We start from the raw sequence: 12636 nt of genomic DNA on the forward strand, positions 1-12636 counted from the left end.
CGGTCATTGTGATTATAGGAGGTTTGGTCGCATGTGTCTCCGTCTCGATACTGCTGCTGCAGATAATTCCCTGGGTGAAAGCCTCGATGCCGTCCTCGACCACACGCTCTACGACAAGCGGCTCGTCGGTATGGTCGTGCTTGTCGCCCAGCACGGGCAGCTCGTCTACCGACGCGCTGCCGGCCTGGCAGACCGCGAGGCGAACCGTGCGATGACGGAAGATACGATCTTCCGACTGGCCTCGGTAACGAAGCCGATCGTTGCGATTGCGGCCATGCGCCTCGTCGAGCAGGGCCTGATCGGGCTGGACGATCCGGTGACGAGATGGCTGCCGGATTTCCGGCCTCATCTCCCGGACGGCAACGAACCGGTTATCCGTATCCGCGATCTTCTGACGCATACGGCCGGGCTGACCTACGGATTCATGGAGGAGAATGGCCCTTACGTTCGCGTCGGCGTTTCCGACGGTCTGGCGGAACCAGGCCTGCCGCTGGACGAAAACCTCCGGCGTATCGCAAGCGCGCCCCTGCTCTTCACGCCGGGCACGAATTGGCAATATTCGCTGGCGATGGACATCATCGGCGGTGTCATCGAGGAGGAGACCGGCACGAGGCTTGGCGAGGCGGTTGAAAGGCTAGTCACAGGCCCGCTTGGACTACGCGACACCGCGTTCCGGATCACTGACCGCGAGAGACTGGCGGCGGCCTATCAGAACGGCTCGCCGGAGCCCGAGCGCATGGGCACGGAATCATCCGTCGTCGCATTCACCGGAACGGTGAGATTTGTGCCGGACCGCATCTTCGATCCCAATTCCTATCATTCCGGCGGCGCCGGTATGGCGGGGACCGCGCGTGAGGTGCTCGCCATACTGGAAACGGTCCGTAAAGGCGGAGCACCACTTCTTACCAAGGAGACGGTCGACCTCATGACCAGCGACCAGGCGCACGGCGTGCGCCAACCGCTTGACCCCGGGATCGGCTTCGGTTTCGGATGGGCCGTGGTCACCGATCCCGTCGCCGCGCAGGCTCCGTGGTCAAAGGGTACCTATCGCTGGGGTGGCGCCTATGGTCATAGCTGGTTCGTGGATCCGCAAAAGGCGCTGACGGTGGTAGCGCTGACCAATACTGCGCTGGAGGGCATGTGGGGACAGTTCACCGTCGACCTGCGCAATGCCATCTATGGTGCCCTCTGATCTCGTATCCGCCCAGGCGAACGATTAGAAGTCCTTGCGCTGGTTCCGGCTGACGGGCGCAATTCAGGGAAAGTCTTTCTTGGAGCGACCGCTTCTCAGGTGACTGAGCTCCGGAGAATAGAGACACCTGCACAACAAAGAAGCGTATCGGAGCGTTCAGCATAGCGTCGCGCGGGAAAGCGGAAATTCGCGTCACACGAGGGCGCGAGGATGGGCAGGCGCTTCGGTGTCAGCGGTGCGCACCGACCATCCGCCAGAGCGCGGACGGTCGGGGCCGGAATGCTCCGCCACATTCGGCAAGGTTCTGCGATCGAAAGCGAGTGCCAAAAGAGCGTCACGATGCCATCGCATAATGCCGGTTTTCTGAGATGGGAGCGCTGCTTGTCCGGAACCGATACAGCAATTCTGCTAGGTTCTCAGTTTCCTGCGTCAGGCTCTGGGCGGCAGCCGTGGTCTGTTCGACCATCGCAGCGTTTTGCTGAGTCACCTTGTCCATCTGATCGCCGGCAGCGGAAACCTCACGCAGGCTCGTGGCCTGCTCGCGGGCCGCCACCGCGATCTCGGCGACGGTCGTATTCATGGCCGTCACCTGCTCGACGATCTGGTCGAGCGAGACGCCGGATTCGCCGACCAGCTCGACGCCCGTCTTGACCTGCATCGAGGAGGTGGAGATCAGCTCCTTGATCTCTCTTGCCGCATTGGCCGAGCGCTGGGCGAGTTCGCGTACTTCCTGCGCGACGACGGCAAAGCCCTTGCCGGCCTCACCGGCGCGTGCGGCTTCGACGCCGGCATTCAACGCCAAGAGGTTGGTCTGGAAGGCGATCTCGTCGATGACGCTGATAATGTTGCCGATCTTCGACGAAGAGTTCTGGATTTCCGTCATCGCGGCGATGGCGCGGGAGACGATCTCGCCGCCCTTTTCGGCATTGGTGCGGGCCGTCGCCACGACAGCCTGGGCGCGGCTGGCGCCTTCTGCCGTGCCGTTGACGCCGCGGGTGACGTCGCCGAGAGCCGCTACGGTCTCTTCCAGCGAAGCGGCCTGCTGCTCGGTGCGGCGAGCAAGATCGTTGGAGGCGGTGGAGATTTCGGCAAGGCCGGAGCGGATGGTCGTGACCGCGCGAATGACGGAGTCGATTGCTTCTTCCAGGCTTGCGACCGAGTTGTTGAAGTGATCGCGGATCCTGACGTAGCGGTGGTCGACTTCGCCGACACGGACCGAGAGATCGCCCTTGGAAAGCGCATCCAGGCCAAGCGAGATCTGGCGGAAGGCATGCTCCATCACCTGCGCATCGCTGAGGCGCTCGGCTTCCTGGCGAAGCCGTTCTTCCTCCGCGGCCAGGCGCGCGCGTTCGGCATTGGATTCGGCGATCAGCTTGGCGCGACCGGTCTCCTGGAAAACCTTCAGCGAACGCGCCATGGCGCCGAGTTCGTGGCGATGTTCGACGCCCGTGATCACGATGGCGTCGTCGCCGCGGGCAAGCCGCTCCATGGACTGCGCCATGCCCCGGACGGCGGAGGAAATCAGCCGTCCGACGAAATAGGAGAGCACGAGGCCGATGACAATCAGCAGGCCACTGATGACGAGTGTCGCGCTGGTGGCCGAGGCAACCGTTGCTTCCACCGAACCGTCAAGATTCTTCTGCGCGCCGGTCACGGTCGCCTGCAGGTTCTTGAACTCGCCCGATATCTTCGGAGCCAATACGTTGAGCTGCGTCTGGCGGATATTTCCGGATGCCTGCAGCACGTCCTTCATGTCGCCAAGACGGGCGGTATAATTCTGCATGAGCTGGCCGGCGCCCATCAGACGCTTCTTCTGCAGCTCGTTCTTGGCAGTCTTGGCGGCGGCATCATTGAGCGCCACCGCTTCGGCCAGCGCTGCCTGAGCCGTGTCATAGGCGGCGAAATCGTCCGAATGTACGAAGCGTTCGGAGAAATAGAGGCTGCGGTTCAAGGCCTCCAGCGTCTGCGCCGTCATGTGCAGCAGAGCCACGTCGTTCTGACGCCAGGCGCTGCGCATGACGTCGTTGAGCGCGATGCTGGTCCAAGGGCCGAATTCGGTGACCTTGGAAATCAGCATGTCGCGCCTGGCCTGTAGGGAGACGATCTGTTCGAATGCCTTGCCGTAGGCGGCGATGTCTTGACGGATCGTCGTAAGGCCGGACTGCAAGTCCTTGTTGTCCGCAAAACGCGGATCGTCCGCCTCGAAGGCTTTCACGCCGGCACGGAAGCTGTCGACGACGGCCTGTGTCGGCGTGGAGCGGAAAGCTTCCGCCGACATCTGGATTTCGTGCAGCTGGTCGCTGTAATCCGATATGGCGAGGCTCTGGCCTGCCGTGGCGCGGTAGGAGGCGAAGATGGCGGCAAGCCCGTTCATGCCGGAGATCGCACTGACGGTGAGAAGGCTCATCAACAGGAACAGCGGTACGAAGCCCGACGTAATCTGCGCGCGGATGCCGAATTTATTCCAGAAATGCAACATGATAGCCCTCTTATTCACTGGGTCTTCGGCAGATACTTGGCGATGTTCTCAGGCGTCACGAGTTCGAAGGGAACGTTGTTTTCCCGCGGCACCTTCTCTTTGTTGACGAGCTTGACGGCGGCATCGACCGCGGTCGCACCCTGTCCGACCGCGCTCTGAAGAATGGTGACGTCGAGATCGCCGGCCGCCATCGCGGCGAGCGCGTCGTCGGTCGCATCGACGCCAGCGACGACGACGTCCTTCATCGGCATGCCGGCCTTCTTCATGGCGCGGATTGCGCCGAGCGCCATTTCGTCATTGTTGGCGATGACAGCGTCGAACTTGACGCCGGCCGCAAGCCATTCCTGCATCTGCTGGTCGGCATAATCGCGCGACCAGTAGGCGGCCTGCCGCTCGACGATCTCGAGGCCCTTGCATTCCGGCGCGGCGATGACGTCCGATATGTCCTGAGTGCGGGCGCGGGCGGCTGCGTGGAAGGGTTCGCCCATCAGCACGACGACGCGGCCCTTGCCCTTCAGGAGCGCACAGACCTGCTTCGTTTCCAGCGTTCCCGATTCCTTCTCGTTGGAGGCGACCACCACCTGATTTTCCGGCAGGTCGAGCAGGTTGGAGGGGACATTGTTGATGTAGATTAGCGGAATACCTGCATCTACCGCCATCTTGGTCATCTGCGGCCCGAGATCGCCATCGGAAACCGCCAGGATGATCGCATCGACCTTGTCGGCAATAAGCTTCTGGACTTGCTGCTTCTGCAGCTCGTTGTCACCCTTTGCGTTCTCGGTGACGAGCTTGAGGCCGGAAATCGTCTGCCCGTGGGTGACGACGCCGTTCAGGAGCGCCGTTCTGAATTTGTCAAGATCGGACATTGAGACGCCGATCGTCTGGGCGCCGGCGGCGGAGACCGACATCGCCAAAGCGATGGATGCGAGTGTGGCAGTTTTCACAAAATTCCTCCGCGATTTGGATAGAGGCGGATCGTTACAAATCTTGGTAAATTTTACCTTTCACTCGCACGATGCTGTAGCCAAACGCTGCAGACGTCCCGACGCATCAAGGAGCACCGGATTAGGATCGCGCATGTGAATTTAGGAATCATCGATGCTGGCAATGGAAGCGGGTGGTTTGTTTTGAACCGAAGCGTGGTCACCGTAAGCGCCGTGCCCAGGCGAACCGGCGATCAGTCTCATCGCGCCGGCCAATAGCAGGATCGAAATGGGAAGGACCAGCGCGTTCCATTGCAGCATCTGGTCGGTCTCCGCGACGAGCGTGGCGAAATGGACCACCAGATAGAGGATAATCATCTGGATGAAGAGATTCTTGAGTTCGGCGACACTGTCGATGACCATCCAATCGGGCAGCGCCGCGCGTTGTTCGGGCGACAGATCGACGAGAAAGCCAAGCGCGATGGCGCAGCCGAAGATGACGAGGACGATCGCAAACAGCAGCTTATCCGTCGCACGCATGACGGCCGCAACGACGGCAAGGTCCGGGTCGGTTCTCACATAGGCAAAGGCATGCCATAATGTCAGCAGGCCCTCCCAAAACATCAAACCGGCGGCGGCAATAACACCTATGGATGCAAGCGCCATGACGAAGCGTAACTTCAGCAGGATGTTTATCATGGTCTCTCCGATCGAACTTCAACGTCCAAATCAAAGTAAGAAAAAGACGAGAGGATGCTGGTTTCTTTCTGCACGAGGGTAGGTGCCACTCACACCCGATAAACATAGAGGCGATCGATATGGACGCCAGCCAATCAATTCTCCTCAAACTGGTGACCGCGTTGCTGCTCGGAACGCTGATCGGCGCCGAAAGACATTTGAAGCAGCGGAACTCAAATCTCGTAACGCATGCGCTCGTTTCCCTTGGTGCCGCATCCTATGCGTCGCTTCCGAGTGCGATGGGCTTCGAATTCGATCTGCGGATGGGCGCTCAAGTCGTTACGGGCATCGGCTTCCTTGGGGCGGGTCTCATTATCCGCGACGGCACCAACATCAAAGGCTTGAGCACGGCTGCGACAGTCTGGAGCACCGGCGCTGTAGGTGTCTTCGCTGGCTATGGGCAGCTTCTTCTGGCTAGCGAAGCGGCCTTTTTCATTGTCGCCTTCAACTACACGCTTCCTAAGCTTGGATCGTATATCGAAGCCTGGTCTGTGGTCGCACCAGAACAGGAACGTATCTACGACATAAAGCTCAAATGCCCAACGGATCATGAAATAGCAGTCCGGGCGACGCTGCTGCAATCGCTGAACGCCAACAAACTGCAATTCCGATCGATAAAAAGCCGCCTGTGCGATGCCGACGACAGAATGGAAATCGAAGCGATCGTTTTCACAAAAACCGACCAGGACAGCGTTGTCGAACAACTCGTGGCCCAGCTGAGTTTGAGATCGGACGTCGCACAAACAAGCTGGTCAAAAACCGACGATGAGACCAACTGAGACGTGAGATAGCGCTCCTTGGGAAGAGCATGAAAGACAGTGCAAGAATCCCGCCTCTCGCCGCTTCAGGGTTCGACTTCGGCAGCGGTGGCATCAGCATCTGATCGCGACGCAATCAACAGTGCAGCACTTATCCGGCGATGGGTCGTCATGGCGCCAAATTAGGGCAGGACGCGCCAGCAGTAGCGCTTGCTGCTTTCCACGACTGGTAGTAGCATTTGAGCATATGCTAATTTTTGCAGACTGCTTCCATCCGCCTTGAGTTGTCAGATTTTCTCGGTCCTGTTGGAGACATGTCGATGACGTTGCATCGTCGAGTTCCGCCGACATTCCTGATGTTATTGTTCGCAGCTCTGATGTCAGTGCCGCAGGACGTGGCGGCACGGGCTGGTCCGTCCGTCGGCGTCCTCACCGTGCCGGTTCAAGACGTTTCGCCGAAACACGAATTCGTCGGACGTGTGGAGGCAGTCAATGCCGTCGATATCCGTTCGCGCATCGAAGGCTTCGTCGACCAACGTCTTTTTGATGAAGGCCAGTTGATCAGGAAGGATCAGGATCTCTTCCTGATCGACACGCGATCCCTGGAAATAGCGCTGGCGGACGCCAAAGCAGCGCTTGCGAGCGCCCAGGCGACATTGGCGGATGCTCAACGCCGCGTCGCGCGCAATCAATCGCTGAGCAATCAAACCGTATCGCGCGCGACGCTGGAGGAAAGCCAGACCGCCCTTGAAACCGGCCAGGCAAACCTTCTGTCGGCACAAGCGCGCGTGAGCCAGGCCGAGCTCAATCTCAGCTACGCCAGGATAGTCTCGCCGATTGACGGCCGCATCGGAGCTGCGGAACTGTCGGTCGGAAGCTTCGTCAGCGGCAGTTCAACGGCACTGGCTCGCGTCGTCGAAATGGATCCGATCCGTGTCGTGTTCTCGGTGAGCGATCGATCGATCCTCGAACTGCGCGCGGCCGCAGGCAATATCGGCAAGGAGGCGCTTGCCAGCAGCTATAAGCCCAGCCTGCGGCTGTCGAACGGCCAACCTTACACGGAGCCGGGAAGGATCGAATTCTTCGGTAACGAAATCGACCCGGCGACGGGAACACTGGCCGTTCGGGCGCTATTTCCCAATCCAGATGCCCTGCTTATTCCAGGTCAGTTCGTAACAGTTGTCATATCGGAAAGGGAAAAGACGCTCCGTCCGGTTGTGCCGCTCGGGGCGTTGCAGCAGGATCGGGACGGCAAGTACGTCCTGCTCGTCAACGCGCAGAATGCCGTCGAGCTGCGTCGAATAAGGATTACCCGGCAGATCGGTGGCAGCTGGGCAGTAGACGATGGTCTTAAAGGCGGGGAGAAACTGATCGTCGACGGCCTGCAGAACGTCTCGGAAGGCCTCGTCGTCGAGCCTACGGAAGTCTCTCCAACCGACAGCAGCGCGATCTCACTCGCGCCCATGGAACCGCAACCGGGTTCAGCGCAATGAACCTTTCGGCGCACTTCATTGCCAGGCCGAGATTTGCAATGGTCATCGCAGTCGTGATGATGATCGCAGGTGGCCTATCCCTCTTCTTGATACCCGTCGCCCAGTTTCCGCAGATCACACCGCCCGAAGTGCAGGTGACGGCAAGCTATCCCGGCGCGAATGCCAGCGTCATGACCGACAGTGTGGCGGCGCCGATCGAGGATCAGGTGAACGGCGTTGAAGACATGCTCTACATGTCGTCGTCAAGCACCAATAACGGCACCTACAGCCTGACAGTTACGTTCGCAGCCGGCACGGATCCAGCAATCGCCCAGGTCAACGTGCAAAACCGCGTTTCAATGGCATCGCCGCGGCTTCCCGCTGCCGTTACACAGACAGGCGTCTCGGTCAGAACTCGTTCATCGAGCATGCTGCTCGGCTTTGCGGTCTACTCGCCGAAGGGCACCAGGGACGATGTCTTCATCAGCAACTATGCCATGATCAACATCCGGGACGCGATCGCCCGCCTGCCGGGCGTCGGTGAAGCGAGCGTGTTTGGCCCGGCCTACAGCATGCGGATCTGGATGAACCCCGATCGCATGCAGGCCCTTGGGGTAACCGCGGCAGACCTGACGGCAGCGATCCAGGCCCAGAACGTCCAGGCATCCGCCGGCCAGCTCGGTTCGCCCCCGTCGCCCACCGGTCAGCAGCTGCAGTTGACCGTCATGGCCAGAGGAAGGCTTGCGGATGCAACCGAGTTCGGCAACATCATCATCCGCACCAACCAGGACGGAGCGATCGTCCATCTCCGCGACGTCGCCCGGATCGAACTCGGCGCACAATCCTACGATACGGCATCGACCCTGAATGGCAGGCCCAGCGCGACCGTCGTCGTCTATCAATCGACCGATGCGAACGCGCTGGCGGTATCGAACGCTGTTCTCGGCGAGCTGCAGACATTGTCGAAACAATTTCCTGATGACCTCGCCTACACGGTCGTTTTCGACACGACCGCCTTCGTTCGGCAGACCATCCACGAGATTTTTGTCACATTGGCGATCACCTTCGTGCTCGTTGTCGTGGTCGTATTCTTATTCCTGCAGGACTGGCGCGCGACGATCATCCCGACGCTGACCATACCCGTTTCGCTGATCGGCGGTTTTGCCGTGCTTTATCTCATGGGTTATTCGGCCAATACGATCACGCTTTTCGCGATGATACTCGCGATCAGTCTTGTCGTGGACGACGCGATCATCGTGGTGGAAAATGTCCAGCGCATCATTAGCGAGATGGGCGTCGACGTGCGTGAAGCGACGCTACGCACAATGAGCCAGGTCACGGGTCCAATCGTTGCAACAACGTTGGTGCTGGCCGCCCTCTTCGTGCCGGTTGCATTCCTCGCCGGTATAACCGGTGAACTCTACCGTCAGTTCGCGGTTACCATCTTGATCACGATCACCTTCTCGACGATCAATGCCTTGACCCTCAGTCCGGCACTCTGCGTCCTCATCCTCCGGCCGGCACACGAGAGCCGGTCGAAGCTGTTCGGCAGAATAAACCGGGGCCTCGATGCGTCGCGACGGTTTTATGTTTCGTTGCTGGCGGTTTTTGCCCGCAGGATTGCCCTCAGCCTGCTGTTTCTCATGGTTACCGTCGTGGGCGTCTACGGTCTTTATCGCATCCTGCCCGTGGGTTTTGTCCCCGCGGAAGACCAGGGCTATCTCTTCATGAACGTGCAATTGCCCGATTCCGCTTCCCTCGAGCGCACGCAGGAGACAGTCGCGACGGTCACCACTGTGCTCCAGCGGACGCCTGGGATTGCAAACACGATCGCCATTGCCGGGACGAGCATGATAGGCGGTGGCGGCTCCAATTCGGCAATGATCATCTCGGCGTTGAAGCCGTGGAGCGAACGCGGGCCGGACCAGAGCGTCTTTGCGTTGATGAACGAGCTTCGAACGGAGTTCAGAAAGGTTTCGACGGCGTCGGTTGTCCCGTTCAATCCGCCAGCGATACCTGGTCTCGGGACGACAGGCGGCTTTGACTTTCGCCTTCAGGCCCGCGCCGGGCAAAGTCAGGAGGAACTTGCCGAAGTGATGCGCGGGCTGATCGTCGCAGCAAACCAGACGGAGCGGTTAACAGGCGTCTTCAGCACGTTTTCGGCCGATGCGCCGCAGATCTATCTCGACATCGACCGGCGGCGGGCCGAACTTTTCGGCGTTTCGCCAGCGACGATCTTCAGCACGCTGCAAGCACATCTGGGATCGGCCTATGTCGACGACTTCAATATATTTTCGCGCGTATACCAGGTTCGGATCCAGGACGAGCCGACGTTCCGCTCACGCATCGAGGACATCCAGCGGCTGAGGGTGCGAAGCCAGTCAGGCGATCTGGTCCCCTTACAAGGATTGCTTTCCATCTCGACCATCTACGGACCAAACTCGGTCAACCGCTACAACCTTTTTCCATCCGCCGCGATCAACGGGCAGGCTGCGGCGGGTGCGAGTACCGGGGATGCCCTGAACGCCATGGAAGCGCTTGCTGCGGAAAAGCTGCCGCCAGGCTTCGGATATGAATGGACGGGACTTGCCCTTCAGGAAAAGCAAGCGGGCGGACAGACGGTCGTCATCCTGACCATGGGGATCATTCTCACCTATCTCTTCCTCGTCGCCCAATATGAAAGCTGGAGCGTCCCGCTCGCCGTGATGATGTCCGTGATCGTCGCGGTGCTCGGGGCCTTGGCGGGACTGGTGATCGGCAGCATCGATCTCAATATCTACGCCCAGATCGGCCTGCTGCTGCTGATCGGGCTGGCGGCCAAGAACGCCATCCTCATCGTGGAGTTCGCCAAGGAGCGGCGGGAAGAAGGTCTCAGCATCATAGAAGCGGCACACGAAGGAACGTCACAGCGCTTCAGACCGGTATTGATGACGGCGATGGCGTCCATATTGGGCGTGGTACCGTTGGTGGTGGCGACGGGAGCCGGAGCAGGCAGCCGCCAGGCGATCGGTGTTACCGTTCTCGGTGGGCTGCTGCTCGGAACGATCGTCGGTCTCCTCACCATTCCTTTGCTCTATATATTCGTTCAGACGGTGAGGGAGGCCGCAAAGCGGAAACTATTCGGTGCCGCCCATGCCGAGAAGACCCGTGGTCCTACCGCGGCGACCAACACGAATGAAGGGTCGGTCGGTCGGGTCGAAGCTGGAAACGCTGAAGTTGAGTAGGTCCGGGGCGTGATGGGTAATGCAAGTGAGGATGATGCGGAATGCGTCGTTTTGGTGCATGGGCTTGCGCGCGGCAGCGGATCCCTTCGGCTTGTCGAGAAGGCGCTGGCACGGCGCGGATTCCTCGTCATCAACAACGAATATCCCTCAACGCGCGCGACAATCTCCGAACTTGCAGGCTACGTCGGTGATGCTGTGGCGATGTGCGGGCAGAGACGCGTCAATTTCGTAACCCACTCCATGGGCGGAATTCTTGTTCGCTATTGGCTGACCCATCGGCGTCCGCCAAATCTCGGGCGGGTCGTCATGCTGGCGCCACCCAACAACGGATCCGAGATCGTGGATGTCTTCGGAGAGATGCTGCCATTTCATTGGATCAACGGCCCAGCCGGACGCGAGCTTGGAACCGGTCAGACGGCGTTGCCGAAGCTTCTGCCGCTTCCGGATTATCCCGTTGGCATCATCGCGGGCGACATATCCGTCAATCCGCTTTTCAACTCCATCATCAAGAGGAGGAACGATGGAAAAGTGTCCGTGGCATCGACGAGATTGGAGGGTGCGACTGACCATCTGGTGCTACATACCACGCACACCTTCATGATGTTCAACCCGATCGTCATCGCCGAGATAGTCAATTTTGTCGAAAAAGGCGCGTTTCAACACGGCCTGACAATGCAGGAGGCGAGCACGGCGCTCCTCGCGATGTTTCGATAAAGGACCTGGTGCCTCACCGCTGGCGCAGTCTCAGATCAGACGCCGCCGGCTTCGCTACCGCGTCCCAAAAGTTCGGACACCCATCGGCTGGAAGGATGATGGCGGCAGAATGTCACCAGCGCGATCGAGATCGGTACGCCGATGAACGCGCCGAAAATCCCCCAGAGATAACCCCAGGCAAAAACGGAAAGCAGCACGACGACTGGCGAAAGGGAGAGAGCGCTGCCGGATATGCGCGGTTCGATATAGCTGCCAAGTGTGAACTGAATGAGGTTGAGCCCCAGGAAGATGGCAATCGCCGATTGCCAGTTATCAAGCTGAATGAGCGCAAAGGCGGTGGGAAGCAGCGTTGCCACGAGCGGACCGATGAAGGGTATGTAATTCAAAACGAAGGCAATCGCGCCCCATTCCTTTGCAAGTGGCAGCCCAAAGCTGCTGGTGAATAACCAGATGAAAAGCCCCGTTGTGATGCTCATGATCGTCCGGATCCTCATGAAGCGTCGAAGCTTTTGCGCCGTTTCCCGGCTGCCGTCGAGCAGGAATTTTCTTGCCACCGGATTACGCATCGCCTTGATCCGGCTCTCAAAACCCTCGACCTCCATCAAGCCGAGAAGAAGGTAAGTGAGAGCGATCAGCCAAAAGCTGAACGTGCTGTTGACGCGGCTCGTCACGGCCTGAACCACACGCATTGCCCAAGCGGCGCCGACATTGTCGGCCCAGAGCACATCAACGTCGATGCCGTGTCCCTCCAGCCACTGACGAAGCTCATCATAGTGTTGTTGAAAGCGAGCGGTATTGTCGATCATCCATCCGCCGACATGCCCGAAGGACCAGGTGGAGATCCAGCCGAACGCTAGAAGGGCCAGCATCATAACGGCCAATGTCACGAGAAGCGCGACGTATCGTGGAAGGAAGGTCTGCACGCGATGCTGGACCGGCCATAGAAGGGCGATCGCCAGGAGCGCTAATGCGAGCGGCGCAAGTACCGTTGCACCCGCCGGCAACATGGCGATCACGACAAGCACCGCAATGACGACCTGAGCCGAAGGAACTGCTCGATGTCGCCCTGCCCGCATTATTGCCCTCGCCTGGATAGGTCAGAGTGTGTTGTTGAAAATCCGGCCATCCTTCATGAC

General features: G+C 59.6%; 9 protein-coding genes. 5 read left to right on the forward strand and 4 right to left on the reverse strand.

The window, feature by feature from the left end; all coding sequences use genetic code 11:
- Nucleotides 1–31: 31 nt before the first annotated feature.
- Nucleotides 32–1192 (forward strand): serine hydrolase domain-containing protein, encoded by a 1161-nt coding sequence (locus tag FHT82_RS03285; RefSeq protein WP_183726273.1) that lies wholly within the window; start codon nt 32–34, stop codon nt 1190–1192.
- A gap of 334 nt (nt 1193–1526) precedes the next feature.
- Here the strand turns inward: FHT82_RS03285 and FHT82_RS03290 are convergent, their stop codons facing one another.
- From FHT82_RS03290 to FHT82_RS03300, 3 genes are all read right to left on the reverse strand, one after another.
- On the reverse strand, nt 1527–3671 hold the full coding sequence (locus FHT82_RS03290) for a methyl-accepting chemotaxis protein (protein WP_183726276.1): 2145 nt from the start codon (nt 3669–3671) through the stop codon (nt 1527–1529).
- Nucleotides 3672–3685: 14 nt separating this feature from the next.
- The gene (locus tag FHT82_RS03295; RefSeq protein ID WP_183726278.1) at nt 3686–4615 is read right to left on the reverse strand and encodes a substrate-binding domain-containing protein; all 930 of its coding nucleotides are present in this window, start codon (nt 4613–4615) and stop codon (nt 3686–3688) included.
- 141 nt (nt 4616–4756) lie between these two features.
- Nucleotides 4757–5293: a YqhA family protein gene (locus FHT82_RS03300; RefSeq protein WP_183726280.1), complete on the reverse strand. Its 537-nt coding sequence runs from the start codon at nt 5291–5293 to the stop codon at nt 4757–4759.
- Nucleotides 5294–5412: 119 nt separating this feature from the next.
- Between FHT82_RS03300 and FHT82_RS03305 the strand changes: the two genes are divergently transcribed.
- The 4 genes from FHT82_RS03305 (at nt 5413) to FHT82_RS30620 (ending at nt 11500) form a co-directional block, all read left to right on the forward strand.
- Nucleotides 5413–6111 carry an MgtC/SapB family protein gene (locus FHT82_RS03305; RefSeq protein ID WP_183726282.1) on the forward strand — a complete coding sequence of 233 codons (699 nt, stop codon included), beginning with the start codon at nt 5413–5415 and terminating at the stop codon, nt 6109–6111.
- 299 nt (nt 6112–6410) lie between these two features.
- Nucleotides 6411–7583: an efflux RND transporter periplasmic adaptor subunit gene (locus tag FHT82_RS03310; RefSeq protein WP_183726284.1), complete on the forward strand. Its 1173-nt coding sequence runs from the start codon at nt 6411–6413 to the stop codon at nt 7581–7583.
- Nucleotides 7580–10786, forward strand: coding sequence for a multidrug efflux RND transporter permease subunit (locus tag FHT82_RS03315; RefSeq protein ID WP_183726286.1), 3207 nt, complete (start codon nt 7580–7582; stop codon nt 10784–10786). Before FHT82_RS03310 ends, FHT82_RS03315 begins: the two co-directional genes overlap by 4 nt.
- 12 nt (nt 10787–10798) lie before the next feature.
- A complete protein-coding gene (locus FHT82_RS30620) occupies nt 10799–11500 on the forward strand; it encodes an alpha/beta fold hydrolase (RefSeq protein WP_183726288.1) in 702 nt (233 codons plus the stop codon).
- 35 nt (nt 11501–11535) lie between these two features.
- Here the strand turns inward: FHT82_RS30620 and FHT82_RS03325 are convergent, their stop codons facing one another.
- On the reverse strand, nt 11536–12576 hold the full coding sequence (locus tag FHT82_RS03325) for an AI-2E family transporter (RefSeq protein WP_183726290.1): 1041 nt from the start codon (nt 12574–12576) through the stop codon (nt 11536–11538).
- Between the last annotated feature and the right edge of the window lie 60 nt (nt 12577–12636).

Source organism: Rhizobium sp. BK275 (genome assembly GCF_014193555.1).
GTDB lineage: Bacteria > Pseudomonadota > Alphaproteobacteria > Rhizobiales > Rhizobiaceae > Rhizobium.

Coding starts and splice junctions, on each gene's coding strand:
- FHT82_RS03285 (WP_183726273.1), top strand. CDS start 32: ATGTGTCTCCGTCTCGATACTGCTGCTGCAGATAATTCCCTGGGTGAA.
- FHT82_RS03315 (WP_183726286.1), top strand. CDS start 7,580: ATGAACCTTTCGGCGCACTTCATTGCCAGGCCGAGATTTGCAATGGTC.
- FHT82_RS03300 (WP_183726280.1), bottom strand. CDS start 5,293: ATGATAAACATCCTGCTGAAGTTACGCTTCGTCATGGCGCTTGCATCC.
- FHT82_RS03325 (WP_183726290.1), bottom strand. CDS start 12,576: ATGCGGGCAGGGCGACATCGAGCAGTTCCTTCGGCTCAGGTCGTCATT.
- FHT82_RS03310 (WP_183726284.1), top strand. CDS start 6,411: ATGACGTTGCATCGTCGAGTTCCGCCGACATTCCTGATGTTATTGTTC.
- FHT82_RS03305 (WP_183726282.1), top strand. CDS start 5,413: ATGGACGCCAGCCAATCAATTCTCCTCAAACTGGTGACCGCGTTGCTG.
- FHT82_RS30620 (WP_183726288.1), top strand. CDS start 10,799: ATGGGTAATGCAAGTGAGGATGATGCGGAATGCGTCGTTTTGGTGCAT.
- FHT82_RS03290 (WP_183726276.1), bottom strand. CDS start 3,671: ATGTTGCATTTCTGGAATAAATTCGGCATCCGCGCGCAGATTACGTCG.